The sequence below is a fragment of the Vibrio harveyi genome (assembly GCF_030060435.1).
In the GTDB taxonomy this organism is placed as follows: domain Bacteria; phylum Pseudomonadota; class Gammaproteobacteria; order Enterobacterales; family Vibrionaceae; genus Vibrio; species Vibrio harveyi.
Map to the genome: position 1 here is coordinate 97,853 of NZ_CP125876.1, position 15,753 is coordinate 113,605.

17 protein-coding genes are annotated in these 15,753 nt (G+C 44.9%); 12 read left to right on the forward strand and 5 right to left on the reverse strand.

Translation table 11 applies throughout. The features are described from left to right. The first annotated feature begins 12 nt into the window (after positions 1-12). The 3 genes from QMY49_RS16900 (at position 13) to QMY49_RS16910 (ending at position 1,557) form a co-directional block, all read left to right on the forward strand. Positions 13-390: an MmcQ/YjbR family DNA-binding protein gene (locus tag QMY49_RS16900; RefSeq protein ID WP_009697183.1), complete on the forward strand. Its 378-nt coding sequence runs from the start codon at positions 13-15 to the stop codon at positions 388-390. Between the two features lie 8 nt (positions 391-398). Next, entirely contained in the window at positions 399-938 is a 540-nt protein-coding gene (locus QMY49_RS16905; RefSeq protein WP_172581365.1) for a nucleotidyltransferase family protein, read from the forward strand. 313 nt (positions 939-1,251) lie between these two features. Beyond that, positions 1,252-1,557, forward strand: a complete 306-nt coding sequence (locus QMY49_RS16910) for an NIPSNAP family protein (RefSeq protein ID WP_017188647.1) — start codon at positions 1,252-1,254, stop codon at positions 1,555-1,557. 109 nt (positions 1,558-1,666) lie between these two features. Here QMY49_RS16910 and QMY49_RS16915 read toward each other — a convergent pair whose 3' ends face one another. Continuing rightward, entirely contained in the window at positions 1,667-2,584 is a 918-nt protein-coding gene (locus QMY49_RS16915; protein ID WP_005451321.1) for a LysR family transcriptional regulator, read from the reverse strand. A 121-nt stretch (positions 2,585-2,705) separates the two neighbouring features. Between QMY49_RS16915 and QMY49_RS16920 the strand changes: the two genes are divergently transcribed. From QMY49_RS16920 to QMY49_RS16940, 5 genes are all read left to right on the forward strand, one after another. Continuing rightward, complete coding sequence (locus QMY49_RS16920) at positions 2,706-3,374, forward strand: SDR family oxidoreductase (RefSeq protein WP_283315610.1); 669 nt, start codon at positions 2,706-2,708, stop codon at positions 3,372-3,374. A 100-nt stretch (positions 3,375-3,474) separates the two neighbouring features. Beyond that, complete coding sequence (locus tag QMY49_RS16925; RefSeq protein WP_009697187.1) at positions 3,475-4,662, forward strand: MFS transporter; 1,188 nt, start codon at positions 3,475-3,477, stop codon at positions 4,660-4,662. A 79-nt stretch (positions 4,663-4,741) separates the two neighbouring features. After that, on the forward strand, positions 4,742-5,371 hold the full coding sequence (locus QMY49_RS16930) for a GrxB family glutaredoxin (protein WP_009699218.1): 630 nt from the start codon (positions 4,742-4,744) through the stop codon (positions 5,369-5,371). Between the two features lie 10 nt (positions 5,372-5,381). After that, positions 5,382-6,473, forward strand: coding sequence for an alkene reductase (locus tag QMY49_RS16935; RefSeq protein ID WP_005451315.1), 1,092 nt, complete (start codon positions 5,382-5,384; stop codon positions 6,471-6,473). A 163-nt stretch (positions 6,474-6,636) separates the two neighbouring features. After that, positions 6,637-6,822, forward strand: a complete 186-nt coding sequence (locus QMY49_RS16940; RefSeq protein WP_005451314.1) for a hypothetical protein — start codon at positions 6,637-6,639, stop codon at positions 6,820-6,822. Positions 6,823-6,880: 58 nt separating this feature from the next. On the opposite strand, the gene QMY49_RS16945 is transcribed toward QMY49_RS16940, so the two are convergent. Next, positions 6,881-8,323, reverse strand: a complete 1,443-nt coding sequence (locus QMY49_RS16945; RefSeq protein ID WP_283315617.1) for a glutathione synthase — start codon at positions 8,321-8,323, stop codon at positions 6,881-6,883. Positions 8,324-8,628: 305 nt separating this feature from the next. Between QMY49_RS16945 and QMY49_RS16950 the strand changes: the two genes are divergently transcribed. After that, positions 8,629-9,150, forward strand: a complete 522-nt coding sequence (locus QMY49_RS16950; RefSeq protein ID WP_005439241.1) for a DUF2058 domain-containing protein — start codon at positions 8,629-8,631, stop codon at positions 9,148-9,150. A gap of 103 nt (positions 9,151-9,253) precedes the next feature. Here the strand turns inward: QMY49_RS16950 and QMY49_RS16955 are convergent, their stop codons facing one another. Together QMY49_RS16955 and QMY49_RS16960 are read right to left on the reverse strand one after the other, a co-directional pair. Next, positions 9,254-9,703 (reverse strand): YHS domain-containing (seleno)protein, encoded by a 450-nt coding sequence (locus tag QMY49_RS16955; protein ID WP_005451310.1) that lies wholly within the window; start codon positions 9,701-9,703, stop codon positions 9,254-9,256. An 82-nt stretch (positions 9,704-9,785) separates the two neighbouring features. Continuing rightward, positions 9,786-10,178 carry a ribosome recycling factor family protein gene (locus tag QMY49_RS16960; RefSeq protein ID WP_283315628.1) on the reverse strand — a complete coding sequence of 131 codons (393 nt, stop codon included), beginning with the start codon at positions 10,176-10,178 and terminating at the stop codon, positions 9,786-9,788. Positions 10,179-10,627: 449 nt separating this feature from the next. Here QMY49_RS16960 and QMY49_RS16965 point away from each other — a divergent pair, with 449 nt between their 5' ends. Further along, positions 10,628-11,062 carry a DUF6795 domain-containing protein gene (locus QMY49_RS16965; protein ID WP_005451306.1) on the forward strand — a complete coding sequence of 145 codons (435 nt, stop codon included), beginning with the start codon at positions 10,628-10,630 and terminating at the stop codon, positions 11,060-11,062. 3 nt (positions 11,063-11,065) lie between these two features. Here the strand turns inward: QMY49_RS16965 and QMY49_RS16970 are convergent, their stop codons facing one another. Then, positions 11,066-11,932, reverse strand: coding sequence for a LysR family transcriptional regulator (locus QMY49_RS16970; RefSeq protein WP_005451305.1), 867 nt, complete (start codon positions 11,930-11,932; stop codon positions 11,066-11,068). A gap of 107 nt (positions 11,933-12,039) precedes the next feature. Here QMY49_RS16970 and QMY49_RS16975 point away from each other — a divergent pair, with 107 nt between their 5' ends. Next, positions 12,040-13,296 carry an adenylosuccinate synthase gene (locus QMY49_RS16975; protein WP_005451302.1) on the forward strand — a complete coding sequence of 419 codons (1,257 nt, stop codon included), beginning with the start codon at positions 12,040-12,042 and terminating at the stop codon, positions 13,294-13,296. 670 nt (positions 13,297-13,966) lie between these two features. After that, a complete protein-coding gene (locus QMY49_RS16980) occupies positions 13,967-15,454 on the forward strand; it encodes an EAL domain-containing protein (protein WP_283315631.1) in 1,488 nt (495 codons plus the stop codon). The last annotated feature ends 299 nt before the right edge of the window (positions 15,455-15,753 follow it).

Consider the following 15,753-nt stretch of genomic DNA (forward strand, 5'->3'; position numbering starts at 1 on the left):
TGAGACGTCATCATGACATACGATGAATTTAATCAATTCTGTGGCTCATTCGCTGCTACTTCTCATGTTGTTCAATGGGGTGATGCGCACGTATGGAAAGTCGGTGGAAAGGTATTTGCTATTGGTGGCTGGAGTAAAGACAAGCAGCCTGCATTTACATTTAAGACTTCCCCTTTAAACTTCGATTTTTTAAGTGATTATGAAGGCTATATTCCTGCCCCTTATTTCGCTAACCGAGGTATGAAGTGGATTCAACAAACGGAAACCTCCGGACGCCTAGACGAAGAGCTAAAGTACTATTTATCAGAATCTTATCGATTAGTTGCACTTGGCTTGAGTAAGCGAAAACGCGATGAATTGGGCATTGAGCTGCCACCAGCCAAATCTTAAGGGTGAACATGGAAGATCTTGTTCAATTATTGCTCGCCGATCATGAACGTATGAAAGCAATGGAATGTGCTCGCTCACTGGCTTTACCAGATTGCTACGTTGCTGCAGGCTTCGTACGAAATCTAGTTTGGGACCATCTTCATCACAAACCGCAGCCAACCCCACTCAATGACCTTGATATTGTCTACTTCGACCCAAATGAAATAGATGACAAGGCGGCGTTGATTTATGAAGCTCAGTTAACTGCAATGATGCCAGAGTTCAACTGGCAAGTGCGTAATCAAGCAAACATGCACCTAAAGAATGGTGATAAGCCATACCAAAGTACCTTGGATGCGATGAGTTACTGGCCAGAAAAAGAGACGGCGGTTGCTTCCAGATTGAACGAAAAGAACCAGATAGAGTGCATTTCAGCGTTCGGATTTGAGTCTTTGTTTAGAGGTTACCTGACTTGGAATCCAGAACGACCATTAGTTTTATTTCGACAGCGATTAACTCAGAAAAATTGGCTAACCATTTGGCCAAACCTAAAACTTGTACTCAAGTAACCTCAAGGTTCTCGGATATATATACCCAAGTGACTTCAAGATGCAGGATTCAGAGCGTAGTCATTGATTCGAGGTCAAGGAAAACAACGCAGCGTAATAGCCAGCTCTTTCCAAGTTGTATGACGCAGAAGTCGAGTCAATGACACGCTCCCAAAGGGCGAGTTGTCTTGGTTTGTATACTTTGTTGTCGATTCTTGATTTAGACCCACTAGACCTTTAAATCGCCGCCGCGCCTACAAACCAAGTCATTCTCGCTGAACCTAGCATCTCGAGGTTACTTGGGTATAAACCAAATAAAAAGGACTTTATCTTTATGATCACTTGCTATGTTCGTTATGTCATTGATGCAAAAAAAACCAAAGAGTTTGAAGAGTACGCAAAAATGTGGATTCCGTTAGTAGAGAAATTTGGCGGACAACACAACGGCTACTATCTTCCATCTGAAGGTGCTAACAATATTGCACTGGCATTATTTACATTCCCAAGCCTCGCGGCGTATGAGGAATACCGAGAAAAGTCGCTCAACGATGAAGAGTGCATCCAAGCCTTTAAGTTCGCGGAAGAGACCGACTGTGTATTGAGTTACGAACGCAGCTTCTTCAGACCTGTTTTTAGCTAACTCAGCCACACCGCACTTGATGCCAATATTCTTAAAAGCGCGGTGTTACTAATCTCTAACCTCAGTATGATGCAGCCTTTCCATGCGACACATCGAAACGTTCGCCTCATTAAAATTGAGTGTGAAAACGCTCAATCAAGAAGTCCAAAAACAAGCGAAGTCGCTTGGGTTGATACTGGCGGCTCAGGTAAATCACGTTCAAATCCGCGCCTGCAGAAGAGGTCGATGCGTTGAAGTTCTTCATATAGCCATTTAATACCGTCACTAAACGCTGCTGTTTGATGTCCTCTTGTACATCGAGAATCGATTTCAACGCAATACCCGCGCCATCTAACGCCCACTGACGAATCACTTCGCCATCATCAGAAAAACGCTTCGGTACGACAGTAACAACATTGTGCTGCTCTTCATCTTGAAAGTGCCATGTTTTCAACTCTTCATTGCTGCGAACCATGGCTAAACAATCGTGATGTGCTAAATCTTGTGGCGTGATCGGCGTGCCTTTCTTTGCCAAATACTGAGGAGAAGCACAAAGCACTCGGCGACTGGACGCCAGTTTGCGAGAGATAAGGTTGCTGTCGGCTAGCTCCCCATATCGGATAACGATGTCCAAACCGGACTCAGCTAAGTTGGATAAATTATCGTTCAAATACAGATAAGGGATCACATCAGGATAGAGCTGACTAAATTCCGACAGTATTGGCGAAATATATTGCTTTCCAATATCACGAGGAGCCGAGATTTTAAGTGTGCCGCGCACTTCTTTGGTGCCAGTTTGGAGTAAGTTCTCCGTCTCTTTGACGCTGTCGATGATTTCCAAACATGCCTGATGGTACATAGCGCCAGAGTCCGTCAGTGAGATATGCCTTGTACTGCGATTAAGTAATTTCACCCCATAGCGATCTTCCAGCGACTGCAATCTTGCCGTTACTGTTGCTGGCGATAAGCCGAGCTCTCGGCCAGCCGCCGCCAACCCTTGGTTCTTCACTATGCTGACAAACAGCGTCATATCCGAAAACTTGTCCACATTCCCTCCTTAAACTTCATTATTCATCTGAGCTGAATAATCAATTCAAATATTACTCAATTATCAAATTCATTCCAATCAATATACTGACTCCATCGAAACGAGATTGGAGAAACAAATCATGACAACAGAAAAAACCATTTATGTCGTACTGGGTGGCACATCAGGTATTGGCGCTGAACTTAGCCAACAACTTGCGAGCGACAATGCGGTTGTCCACGTAGCAAGCCGCAAAACAGGGTTAGACATCAGCGATGAACAGTCGGTTTACCACTACTTCGAAACCATTGGTGCTTTTGACCACCTGATCGTCACAGCAGGTTCTTATGCTCCAGCAGGCAAAGTGGTGGATGTAGAAGTTTCCCAAGCAAAATACGCGTTCGATACCAAATTTTGGGGCGCCATCAACGCAGCGAAACATGGAGCACGCTACATCAAGAAAGGCGGATCAATCACGCTAACTTCCGGCATGTTATCGCGCAAAGTTGTTGCTAACACCTACGTAAAAACCGCGATTAACGCTGCCATTGAAGCAACCACAAAAGTACTGGCGAAAGAACTGGCTCCAATCAGAGTGAATGCAGTCAGCCCAGGTTTGACCAAAACTGAGGCGTATCAAGGCATGAACGAAGACGACAGAAATACCATGTACAAACGCACACAACATAGCTTACCAGTGGGCAAAGTTGGCGAAGCCAGTGACGTTGCAAAAGCTTACCTACTTCTGATTGAAAACACCTATATGACCGGTGCCGTGATTGATGTCGATGGTGGCGCACTGCTCGGCTAACAACACACGTTTGGATAACAACAAATAAAAACAAGGTGCCAGAGCAAGAAAAAAGCATGGCACCAATGGGTTAAAACTAATTAAAAAAAGAGACTCCCCCATGAATAAAGAAAAAATGCCGCTGCAGGTATGGATCTTAACACTTGCAGCTTTTGCTATCGGTACCGCAGAATTTGTTATTGCAGGAATCCTTCCTCAAGTCGCCAACTCTTTGTCCATCACGGAAGGACAAGCCGGTTACCTAATCAGTGCCTACGCACTTGCCATTGTATTTGGCGGTCCGCTACTTACGATTTACTTAGCACGCTTTAACAAGAAAGCCGTACTGGCTGGGCTAATGGTGCTGTTTATTCTCGGCAACGTGTTGTCCGCTTTCGCGCCGAACTACTTTGTATTGATGGTCAGCCGAGTGATCACAGGTTTAGTTCAAGGTCCTTTCTACGGCATCGGTGCCGTGGTCGCGACCAATTTGGTTTCAGAAAAAATGGCAGGTCGTGCGGTCGGACAAATGTTCGCGGGCTTAACGCTGGCTAACGTTTTAGGTGTGCCTGGCGGTACCTGGATTGGCTTGCAATTCGGCTGGCACACCACTTTCTTGACCGTTGCAGCTTTTGGTTTAGTCGCTCTGTTCTTTATCACTTCAGTGATCAAATCCACAGGTCATGGCGAAGCAAAAGATGTCAAAGCACAATTAGCTGCGTTCAAAAACCCAATGCTACTTATTAGCCTTGCGATCACCGTATTTGCTTGGTCGGGATTCATGACTCTGTATGGCTACATCGCCCCTATCGCCATGCACATCACAGGCTTTGGTGAAAGTGCCGTAACTTGGATTCTGGTTATTGTTGGTGTCGGTCTGATTGTTGGTAACACCATGGGTGGTCGTTCATCGGATAAAAACCTACAAAAAGCGTCTATGTTCTGGGCTATCGCGATGATTGTGTCACTCGTACTGGTCGGAATCACTGTAGACAGCAAAGTGCTGTTCATTGCCACCGCCTTTGTATTTGGTATTGCGTCATTCGCTAACGTACCAGCAATGCAACTTCGAGTAATGAACCACGGTGGTGAAGGTCAGGAATTAGCAGCGACAGCAAACATCTCGGCGTTCAACTTAGCTAATGCCTTTGGCGGTTTCTTAGGCGGCATGGTGCTCGATAGCCAAATGGGCGCAGGCATGATCCCTTACGCAGCCATCATTGTTCCACTGATTGGTTTGCTATTCATCGCCAAGGCAAACCGCAAAGAAAGCAAACAGGCTGAGTTAGCTCCGAGCTTCAACAACTAATGTCATCCCTACAGGTAGCCCTGACTTAACGCTTCTCGAGCAAGCGGGGCTACCCAATACGAATCACCAGGAAAACACTATGAAACTCTATATTTACGAACATTGCCCATTCAGTGCTCGCGTCCGCTACGTTGCTGGCATGCTGAATATCCAACTCGACGTCATCAATATTGCTTATGACGACGACAAAACCACAACAGACCTGATTGGAACCAAGCAAGTGCCACTTCTTATCAAAGACAACGGTGAAGCGATGGCAGAAAGTCTCGATATCATCGCTTACTTCCTTGAACTGGCAACATCAAGTGAAACAAGCCAACCGTCGCAAGCGGTGTTGGATTGGCAAAAAATCGCGTTCCTTCCACTACAAAAAGTGGGTTACCCACGTTGGTCAAACATGGATTTGCCAGAGTTTGCCACTCAGTCTGCACAACAAGCTTGGCGCGCAAAAAAGGAAACGGATGCACTCAATTTTGATGCACTTCTGCAAGACACACCAAACATTGCCAAAGAGGTCGAAGCGCTCATTGAACGTGCGAAAAGCGTGTTGAATCTCGACTCTTATCAGCATGTGACTTTGGTAGACGAAGCGATCCTATTTTCTATTTTGCGCGGGTTCTTCAGCGCCGCAGAAATCCAATGGGACAACGCTGTGAAAGATTGGATGGAATCTGTAAGCAACAAAACCCAAGTACCACTACTTAAGTAAGGAATCGATCATGAGCAAACTATTTGAACCAACACAGCTGAAACAACTAACTCTGCAAAACCGCGTAGCCATGGCACCAATGACCCGAGCGCGCACTAGCCAACCGGGAAACATTCCAAACCAAATGATGGCGACTTACTACAAGCAACGCGCTACCGCAGGGTTAATCATCTCTGAGGCCACCCAGATTTCAGACGATTCGCAGGGTTACTCATTCACACCAGGCGTCTATACTGATGAACAAGTGGCAGGCTGGAAAACCGTCACTCAAGCAGCAAAAGAGCAAGGCGCAGCTATGTTTTGTCAGTTGTGGCATGTCGGTCGTGTATCACACCCAACATTCCAAAAAGGCGAACAGCCTATTGCCCCATCAGCACTAAAACCCGTAGAAACCCAAGTGTGGATTGCCGACGAGCAAGGCAACGGCAACATGGTCGATTGTGTAGAGCCACGAGCGATGACTCAAGCCGATATTGACCGTGTGGTAAGTGATTTTGCCCATGCAGCGAAACGTGCGATTGAAGCAGGCTTCGATGGCGTCGAAATCCACGGCGGTAATGGTTACCTGATTGACCAATTCCTACGTACCAATTCAAACCACAGAACCGACAACTACGGCGGTACTCGCGAAAACCGACTTCGCTTTTTATTAGAAGTGGTCGATGCGGTGAGCGAAGCCATTGGTGCCAACAAAGTAGGAGTACGACTCGCACCTTTCATCACTTTCAAGGACATGAACTGCCCAGATATTGTGCCAACCATCCTCGATGCATCGAAACAACTTCAAGCTCGTGATATTGCGTACTTACACCTGTCTGAAGCGGATTGGGACGACGCACCAGTGATTCCAGAAAGCTTCCGCATCGAACTGCGCGAATACTTCACCAATACGATTATCGTCGCGGGCAGTTACACCCAAGAGCGTGCTGACGAGGTGCTTGAGAAAGGTTATGCGGATTTAGTCGCGTTTGGACGCCCGTTTGTTTCTAACCCAGATTTGGTGGCGCGCTTACAGCACCAACAACCTCTGGCAGAACTGGATGGCTCCACACTCTTTGGTGGTAATGAACACGGCTATACAGATTATCCGGCGCTTGGTTGAGAGGCTTTACCCGCTTCTGATAACGATTCATAGCGTGCCGTATTTCTCAGATTAATCAGTTGCTATCCCATAAAAAGAAAAGCGCAACACAGCTCAACGTTTTCTTAAGTTTGAGTGTAATAAACTGGCTGCATATTCAGAATGCAAATTTAGGAGAACGCTCGTGTCTGATGAAAAAACAAAACAGGAAGTGACGGTTGTTGATATTAAAATGCCATTTATGTCGATGGTGATCTTTATGGTCAAGTTCGCTATCGCTTCAATTCCTGCAATGATCATCCTAGGTATTATTTTCAGTATCTTAGGGGCGCTTTTTGGTGGGATGTTCCACGGTATGGGTCACATGTAACCGACTAATCAACAAATAAAAACACTCTCCACGTTTTACTCATGGAGAGTGTTTCTTTTTAATCCACCAGCACTAAAGAATCTAAGATGCCTTTGCCGCTGTGGATGCCACCTTCGTTTTCACTGGCTGGTTTACTGCGAATCAAATAACCAGCGTAGCCATCCAATTGCGTTACAGGTTCACCTTGATTGTGCGCCGTGAATAAACCAATTTCACTCACAAGGTCCGTCACCACACTCTGCTTTGCATCACGCACCGCAATCGTTGGTGTTTCTCTTTCATGCGGATACAAACGCTGCATCAAAGCCCAAGCACTATATTGCTCTTGAGGCAGTCGACTCAGTTGTTTCGCAATATCGTCACCAAAGATACAATGACCACCACCCTCACCTTGGTTTTTCAATACCCATTCGTCTTTGTTACCAGAAGCAGCAAACCATTTAATCGTATCAGTGTTAATTGGCTTCATCTCTGCCAATACGCTTTTGACTAACTCGGCTTCTTCAAGATTGAGCCCCCAGCGCTGATACTCACTTGCCGGCATCATAGTTAACAACATTTGCATTGATTTGCTGGTAGCCAACTGTTGGCTGATGGTCGCATTCATCGCTACGTAGTGCTTTTCCATGAACAAACGAGTCTGGCTCAAGGTATGGCAACAGATTGGTTCATTTAGCTCTGGCGAGAAGTAGTCCATATATTGATAACCTGCGCGCAAGTACACAACGTCAAGACCGCCGATGTTATCTAGCAAGAGGCGTTGCTTGTCACCGCTCGATAGCTGTGAACTTAACTGCTCAAAGGTACGTCTTACTGTGCGAACGCCAAGCTTCTGCAATTCCACTTCGAGTAAGTGTTGGTCATATACATTGTCTTCGTTTTTCTGCACCACCATCAAAAACGTCGGTGCGCCTTCTTCATTAAAATGCGCTTTGACTTTTCTCGCGGCAGTGGCAATGCCAAGCGCAAGTTGCTGCATGCCTTGGTTATCGGCTGGTGTTGCCGTTTTATCTTCTAACCATTGTTGGTAAACGCTGCCCCACTGAGAGCTCAAAAATTGATGCAGCTCTGTGGCACGCTGACCAAACGGCGCCATCCCAGCCGCAATGCCATTAAACTCGATCACTTTCGCGCCATGTTGACGATCATCCATAAAGTCGGTGCGCATTAACAACAGTGGCTGGCGTGCTGCTTCATGGTGAACCTCTTTATGCAGCTCCAACAAACGCTCAAAGAAAGTATCGGCTTTGCCTAGCTCGGCTAAGGAGGTTTGCAGGAATTCATAATCCTCAGACACGTGACTGATCAGCTTGGCGATCAACGGCGTCACTTTCTTCAAATGTGCGAACACATCACGCTCTATCGTCATTGGCGCAAAGCTAAAAGGACAGTGTCTTGCGGTGTTATCTGCTTGGCGAAATGCCACGCCGTGCATGATTGCCCACTCACAAGCTTCTTCAATCACTTGTTGCGGGATCGTTTGTTTGTCTGAGGTACTCATGGTTTTGCTTCAAAATTTTTCGCCTAATGTACTTAAGACGCTGGAAGTTGCAATAAGACGCACACTTTCTCGATTTATTTTTCGTTTTTTTGCTCAACAAAGCGCCGAGCCATATCCCGCCTTGTGTTTATATTGGAAAGAGCTAACTATTCCGCTTCGTTGTTTTCCTTGCTTGCTTTCGGTAAATAGGGAATCAGTGACAACGCTCTGAATCCTGCACCTTGAAGTCACTTGAGTATATCCCTCTTTCTTTGCGACGGATGACTGGTTAAAATGCACAAAATTGCGCACTAACTGGATAGATCATGGCAAAACTTACCCTTCAAGAGCAGATGCTAAAAGCAGGCTTGGTTAACGAGAAAAAACTGAAGAAAGCGAAAAAAGGCTCTAAAAAATCACGCGTTCAAGCTCGCGAAGTAAAAGCGGCGGTTGAAGAGAACAAACGTCAGCAGTTAGAGCGTGACAAGCAATTGAGCGAGCAGCAAAACGCAGAACGCTTGAACAAAGAAATCAAAGCGCAAATCAACCAACTGATTGAAATGAACAAGGTTGATTTGAAAGATGGAGACATCAAATACAACTTCACACACGGTACGCTTGTGAAGTCTTTGTACGTTGAGTCAGAGATCCGCGAACAGCTTATCAAAGGCATCTTGGCAATCGCGATTGTTGGTGAAAGCTACGTTGTCATCCCACGTGGTGTAGCAAACAAGATTGCTCAACGCGATGAATCTGTGATCATCGAGCAAAAAGAACCAGAAGCAGACATCCCGGCAGAAGATGACCCGTACGCAGATTTCGTCGTACCAGACGATCTGATGTGGTAATGCTCCACTTCTTGGAACCCAAATTGAAAAAGCCGCGATCATCGCGGCTTAATTATTTCTGCGTCTTTTGATTTCTGTATCTTTTCGTTTTGGCATCAGAGCCCTATTGGGAAAGCAGTGTTGGCCAATGCTTATTAGCACTCGCAATATTACCAGGAATGTCTTCTTCCCATGTCGCTTGCACAGATTTACTGTAGTTGAGATAGAGCTTGCCATTCTCAATTGACCATGCATTCGGGTCTATCTTTGCGGTGTAACCTTTGCTTACTGCCCAAGCACAATAACCACCATATTGCGGTGCAAATTTCTCAGGATTCTTCGCAAATGCATCTCGATTTTCAGCCGATGAAAAGTACCATTTGGCATCATTCCAACGGTAAGTGAAATCGCTGTCACCTTTTACCGGTTTCGATTGAGTGAAGTATGCGACAGGGTCATAACCACGAATCGCTTTACCGAGAAAGTCGCTATAAACAGGATCAAGCGCGAAAGCAGGAAGCGTCAAACTCCCCCAAATGAAGAATACGCTCAAAAGTTTCGATATCAGCTTCATAACTTCCTCTCTCATCTTATCCAATGTCGATAATCAGTCGCTTACCAGTATAGACAGGAAAAATCAGAAGAAACTTTCAGGTTTAAAGCATCTCAGCCTCGAAACGCGCCGTTCGAGCTTGGGCGATAGTACAGTTGGTTTCTGACATTAGCTCCGCCAAAGTAATGTTTGGATTCTCCAAGACCAATCGAATCAGCTTGGCTTCCAAAGGTTCAAGCTTATCGCTGTGTTTAGCCAGACCAACTTCCATTTTGTTTATCACGAACCGCATCGGCTCAGATTCTTCTGCCTTGATATGATCGAGGAACACTTTTAAATCCAACGCATCACCAGCAATTTGCCAATTACGAGAGCGTCGAATGCGCTTCATTTCGCACTTCTTATCAGCCGCAATTGCTTTAGCTCGCTTAGCATGATCGTCACCAATTCGGTGAATCAAAGATGGTAGAGGGATGGAGATAGTCTTGTCAGTCATCACAATAGTGGCATGGTTAATTTCGTCGCCTATGATAAACAGCTCGCCTCATTTTTTCATCGAGAAAACCTAATCGTTTTCAAAGCGTGGTGATTTTGGTCGAAAATACAAGGTTTATGCTTGCCCGCTCAATAGACTTTAAAGATTCTGGCACCTTTCATTCTTGGACAAGGTGATATACCCAAGTGACTTCAAGATGCAGGATTCAGAGCGTTGTCATTGATTCGAGGTCAAGGAAAACAACGCAGCGTAATAGCCAGCTCTTTCCAAGTTGTTTGACGCAGACATCGGGGCAATGACACGCTCCCGAAGGGCGAGCTGTCTTGGCTTGTATACTTTGTTGTCGATTCTTGATTTAGAGTGACTAGATCTTTAAATCGCCGCCGCGTCTACAAACCAAGTCATTCTCGCTGAACCTAGCATCTCGAGGTTACTTGGGTATATAAGAAATGGAGCGCATTTTAAGCCCTTATATTTCTGGCTATTTGCATTTAAATGGCAAGCCCGTCGAGGGCATCAATATAGAAAGGACGATTGTTTTCAACGGTGTTGCTTCTGACTCGACGCAATCTGACGCCGAAGGGCACTTTGTTTTTGAAGCTGTGCTATTAGATTCCAAACACCAACAACATTCTTTGCAAGATATTCGAGTGAAGCTGGATCTGAGTACCGAGTTTCAAGGTGATGAAGTGACGATATGGCAATCAAAAGTACACTCATTTCACCCGTCTCCCCTTCTGCTCATTTCTCTTGAAAGCTTAGCTTGTAATTTGGACGCCCCACTCAAAGTGTTCACTTACCCTACAACACAAACGGAACCAGTCACCAATGAAATCTATAGTGTTTGCGACCTAAATGCGCTTACTTTCGAAGAGCTTTATTAGGTATTACCCCACCACAGACACATTATCAGCCACCCATTTAAGAAGCTGTTTTGCGGCTTTGGACAGCACTTGATTTTGGCGCACTATGTAGCCAAAATCTGTGTTGGGGAAACTAGGTAATGGCGTGACTTCTCGCGAGAGTTTCAACCTTGGGTCGAGGGAGAAGTCAGGTACAATCGCAGTTCCAAATCCGGCTTCAGCCCAATCTATTTGAGCTTCAACACTGCCAACTTCCATGACCCTATGCCTAGGAAGATTTAGCTCTGGTAGAGACGCGTCAATCAACTCGCGCGTTCGGGTGTCGTGACCGAGCAAGATCAATGTTTGGTTCTCTTCACTGTTTTCTCGCCAATCAAAGATGTTATCGCCGAAAGCACACCAATGAATTTGAGTAAGTGACGTAAAGTGCAATGGTTGGCTCTCTTTCTGCGCAATAACAAAGCCGATGTCTGCACGAGCACTTTTTACCAAATCTACCGCTTGTGATGATGTAGTGTTGAACAGCGCCAAATCAATTCCAGGATATTCACTTTTAAACTGTTGAAAAGGCTTGATAAGTAATAGGCGCGAGACAATATCACTCGCTGCAATCGAGAGCGTTCCTTGCGTTAAGTCATTGATGGCATTGAGGTCGGATTGACAGATTTGCAGCTCATTCAGCATGTGTTCGGCAGTGTCTAACAAACGCTTTCCGGCTTGGGTCAATTGCACAGGGTTGCGTTCAATCAACTTAGTGCGAGTGGCTTGTTCTAGCTGTTTGATATGAAGACTCACATTTGGCTGCGTCATGTGCAGTTCAATCGCTGTTTTTCCGAAATGTTTCACTTCTGCCAAGGTGACAAACGTGCGTAACCAGTTCAAATCCAACATAGAAAATTACCCGATATGAATTTCTTATCAAGTTAATGAGTATAATTAATTTCTCTTATTCATGCGAGCATCCTAAGATTTTCCGGTCTGTTTTTGGAGAATGAATTATGTCGTCTATCGTTGTTGTGGGTGCAAACTGGGGTGATGAAGGCAAAGGCCGCATCGTTGACTTTTTGGCAGAGCAAGCTTCTGCAAGCATTCGTTTCCAAGGTGGTAACAACGCGGGTCATACCGTAGTTAACGACCTAGGTACGTTTAAGCTACACCAGCTACCAAGTGGCGTTTTCAACCCTGACTGTTTGGCAGTATTAGGTCCGGGTATGGTAATCAGCCCAGCGTCGCTGTCTCAGGAGATTGCGGAAGTTGAAGAAGCGGGCGTTAAAGTGAACATGTGCATCTCTGATCGCGCAACACTGTGTCTACCTCTACACGCACTAGAAGATACGCTAGAAGAACAACGCTTAGGCGACAAAGCATACGGTTCAACTCGTCAAGGTATTGCACCTGCATACGGCGACCGTGTGATGAAAAAAGGCATCCTAGTTGGTTGGTTGAAGCAGCCAGAAGTCCTAGTAGAGCGCATCAAATTCTGGATGGAGTGGAAACTTCCTCAACTACGTGCGCTTTACCCAACGTTCGAGTTTGAACAAACCGCTGAAGAGATGGCGAGCTGGTTGTTAGAAGTATCTGCACCTTGGCGTGACGCTATCTGCAACGTAACGCTGCCGCTAAAAGAACTGCAAGCAAAAGACCAAACTCTACTGTTCGAAGCGCAGCTAGGTGCAGGTCGTGACCTTGTTTACGGTGAGTACCCATGGACAACATCTTCAAACGTTGTGTCTATGTATGCTGGTATCGGTAGTGGTCTTCCTGCTCTTCGTCCAGAGCGTGTTATTGCGGTAGCAAAAGCGTTCAGCTCATCGGTAGGTACCGGCACACTAATTACTGCAATGGAAGAGCAAGATGCATTCCGTGAACTAGCGGGTGAGTTCGGTGCAACAACAGGCCGTCCACGTGACATGGGTTACTTCGATGCAGTAGCAACGAAGAACGGTGTTGAGCTTCAAGCAGCGACTGAAATCGCACTGACAAAAGTGGACTGTCTGACTGGTCTTAAAGATCTAAAAATCTGTGTTGGTTACGAAGGCGAGCACAGCGAAAACCCAATTTGGCCTCAAACGGCTGCACTAGCACCAATCTACGAGAAGATGGAAAGCTGGAGCGAAGACATTACTGGTTGTCGTAAATTCGAAGAGCTACCAGTCGCGGCACAAAAATACGTTCTACGTATTGAAGAGCTGATGGGTGTACCTGTAAAGATGGTATCGGTTGGTCCTGGTCGTGAACAAATGATTATGCGCTAAGACGTGAATTAACACGTCTATTGGCAAGCGGCTTTTATCTTTTCCGGGGTAAAGCCGCTTTTTTTTAGTTTTATCCCGTCATTGTGCGCTTCAAGCACGGTATGCTGTCATTCAGTCATCATCGATAAACTATACGCCCACACAAAGTTACAAATAAAGCTCAAAAGAGAAATAAAAGCTCAGCAAAAAACACCAAAATCTCTCATATTCATGACTATCTCATCATCAAAAACCAGCATTTTCATCGATCATAAATCCAGTATTTAATCTCAAAAACTTCACTCCCAGAAACAAATAAAATCACATCAAAATCACCCTAAGATAATGCAAAAAAATCGTCTTTATCTCAGTCAACTTCTACTCAAACAGGCACGACCAGTTGCCTAAATAGCAAATAAAATTGAATAAACTCGCTTTATGGTCGCCTTAGATTTAGATAAGAAAACCCATACTTTTTATTTTAAAATAGTAGTTTATAGATAATTTATAAGATCTAACTCACACTTTAAAATGTTCAATTCCTAAAAATGAGACACTTGTTATAGTTTTACGCAATTACTTGCTGGTAGCACCGATAACTGTGAACAATAAATTCTTTAAAAATCCGTCCAAGAGTTGGAGTGACAACATTGCATTAATAGTTGTTGGTGTACTCTCTTTTAGCATCACCATGCTGGCTTTTATCCCTTTCGCACACAAATATCATAAAAAGCTCACAGAAGAAGCTATCTTGACGATTGAGTCTGAATTTCACGATAACGTGGAGCAGTTAACACACCTGTTAGACGATAACTTTTTTCTTAAGTCGTGCGACGAGCTTATCCATGATCTCAGGACAAGCATTTTTGGTTTGGGCATGGCAAAAGACATTGCCACCTTCGATCAAAACGGAAAAGTGTTGTGCACGAGTAGCGAACGCCACCCGTCTTTCAGTATCTATTCGTCAATATTGACGCGTCTTGGTGACAGTGATGTGCATGCAACATTGGCTTTTACTAAGCGAGCGCTCACCAACAACCAAGCTCTGATTCTCTTTTTCACCAAACAACAAGGACGAGGAATCAGTGTTGTTTTCCCGAAAGAGGTTTTGGAAGTTCTCGTTAGCGATATATTTCGTTTTGGTGATATGGATTACCGAATCGACATCACAGACAAAACCGCTATAGATTCCATTGCACTCAACCCACTTAGAATGGAACAAGCCAGTTCCGAGATTTTGCCTTTTACCGTCTACTCTGCAATCAGTTATCCATTCTATTTTCAGTTCTTATGTAGCAAGCTTTGGATTGGGTTATTGGGAATGGCATGTGCGTTGATTGTTCACCTATTTTTCTCTTCCAAGAAGTTCGCCAAAAATAGCTTAGAATTCTCTCTTGCTCTTGCCATTAAAGGGCGTAACTTAACCGTTCATTATCAACCCATTGTCGATCAACGTGATGGCAGCGTTATTGGTGGAGAGTCACTTGTTCGCTGGAACGACCCAGTACAAGGGTTTATTTCACCAAGCATCTTTATCCCTCTGGCAGAAAAGGTGGGGTTGATCGATCAGATCACTTACCTTGTGCTAGATAAAGTGATCAGCATGATAAGCAGTAACAAGCTTGCGTTCCATGACCGCTACATTAGCGTCAACGTGAGCCGCTCATTGATCCTCAGAGAAGACTTTATTCAAGAGGTTGAATCGCGTCTTAAATATCATTATTTCATTAGTGAGCGTTTGGTGTTTGAAATCACCGAAGAAGCCATCTTCAGCGCGAGTGAACTGGCTGTACTTCGAAAGCACTTGGACCGATTAACCGCACTTGGTATCCGAATTGCGGTGGATGATTTTGGTACCGGATATTCGGGTTTAGATTTTATCGGTCAATATTCATTCGACATCATCAAAATCGACCGCGTATTCGTTAACAACCTTGGTAATGGCCAGACGATCCAACCTTTGTTGGAAGCAATCCACACCCTGACAAGAAACCTAAGCATGTCAGTGATTGTCGAAGGAGTAGAAGAGCGAGCGCAATTGCAAGTCTTGCACGATCTCGGTTTTTACAACATTCAAGGGTTCTACTTTTCAAAACCACTACCTAAACCTCTCTTTCTCGATTATTTAGAAGTAAAGCCAACCGTCGCTTTTCAAAAGTTCGCACCTGCCGTCAGTTAAGCAGCGATCATCAACCACCAGTTGAACAAGCAGATTGGCGCTCGTATGGCTAACCAAAGGTAACTCAAGTGAACTGTCACTCCGAGTTCTCTCGCAGGGTCTTTACTTACAAATCAATTAATTACAATTAATCAAATGTTGTCCAGATTACCGGAACATCTCACTTGTTAATGAAGCACGCCAATTAGGTTAAACACTTGATTTAATGTTCTTTAAGTGATTAGTTGATCACGATTTTCATCTGTAAATTGGTGAAGTTGTACTCAAAAAATCTACTGTTCTGTTTTTAGGATAGATAA

Excerpts from the sequence above, each read along its gene's own strand:
- QMY49_RS16900 (WP_009697183.1), top strand. The coding sequence starts at position 13 with ATGACATACGATGAATTTAATCAATTCTGTGGCTCATTCGCTGCTACT.
- QMY49_RS16905 (WP_172581365.1), top strand. The coding sequence starts at position 399 with ATGGAAGATCTTGTTCAATTATTGCTCGCCGATCATGAACGTATGAAA.
- QMY49_RS16910 (WP_017188647.1), top strand. The coding sequence starts at position 1,252 with ATGATCACTTGCTATGTTCGTTATGTCATTGATGCAAAAAAAACCAAA.
- QMY49_RS16920 (WP_283315610.1), top strand. The coding sequence starts at position 2,706 with ATGACAACAGAAAAAACCATTTATGTCGTACTGGGTGGCACATCAGGT.
- QMY49_RS16925 (WP_009697187.1), top strand. The coding sequence starts at position 3,475 with ATGAATAAAGAAAAAATGCCGCTGCAGGTATGGATCTTAACACTTGCA.
- QMY49_RS16930 (WP_009699218.1), top strand. The coding sequence starts at position 4,742 with ATGAAACTCTATATTTACGAACATTGCCCATTCAGTGCTCGCGTCCGC.
- QMY49_RS16935 (WP_005451315.1), top strand. The coding sequence starts at position 5,382 with ATGAGCAAACTATTTGAACCAACACAGCTGAAACAACTAACTCTGCAA.
- QMY49_RS16945 (WP_283315617.1), bottom strand. The coding sequence starts at position 8,323 with ATGAGTACCTCAGACAAACAAACGATCCCGCAACAAGTGATTGAAGAA.
- QMY49_RS16950 (WP_005439241.1), top strand. The coding sequence starts at position 8,629 with ATGGCAAAACTTACCCTTCAAGAGCAGATGCTAAAAGCAGGCTTGGTT.
- QMY49_RS16955 (WP_005451310.1), bottom strand. The coding sequence starts at position 9,703 with ATGAAGCTGATATCGAAACTTTTGAGCGTATTCTTCATTTGGGGGAGT.
- QMY49_RS16960 (WP_283315628.1), bottom strand. The coding sequence starts at position 10,178 with ATGACTGACAAGACTATCTCCATCCCTCTACCATCTTTGATTCACCGA.
- QMY49_RS16965 (WP_005451306.1), top strand. The coding sequence starts at position 10,628 with ATGGAGCGCATTTTAAGCCCTTATATTTCTGGCTATTTGCATTTAAAT.
- QMY49_RS16970 (WP_005451305.1), bottom strand. The coding sequence starts at position 11,932 with ATGTTGGATTTGAACTGGTTACGCACGTTTGTCACCTTGGCAGAAGTG.
- QMY49_RS16975 (WP_005451302.1), top strand. The coding sequence starts at position 12,040 with ATGTCGTCTATCGTTGTTGTGGGTGCAAACTGGGGTGATGAAGGCAAA.
- QMY49_RS16980 (WP_283315631.1), top strand. The coding sequence starts at position 13,967 with ATGCTGGCTTTTATCCCTTTCGCACACAAATATCATAAAAAGCTCACA.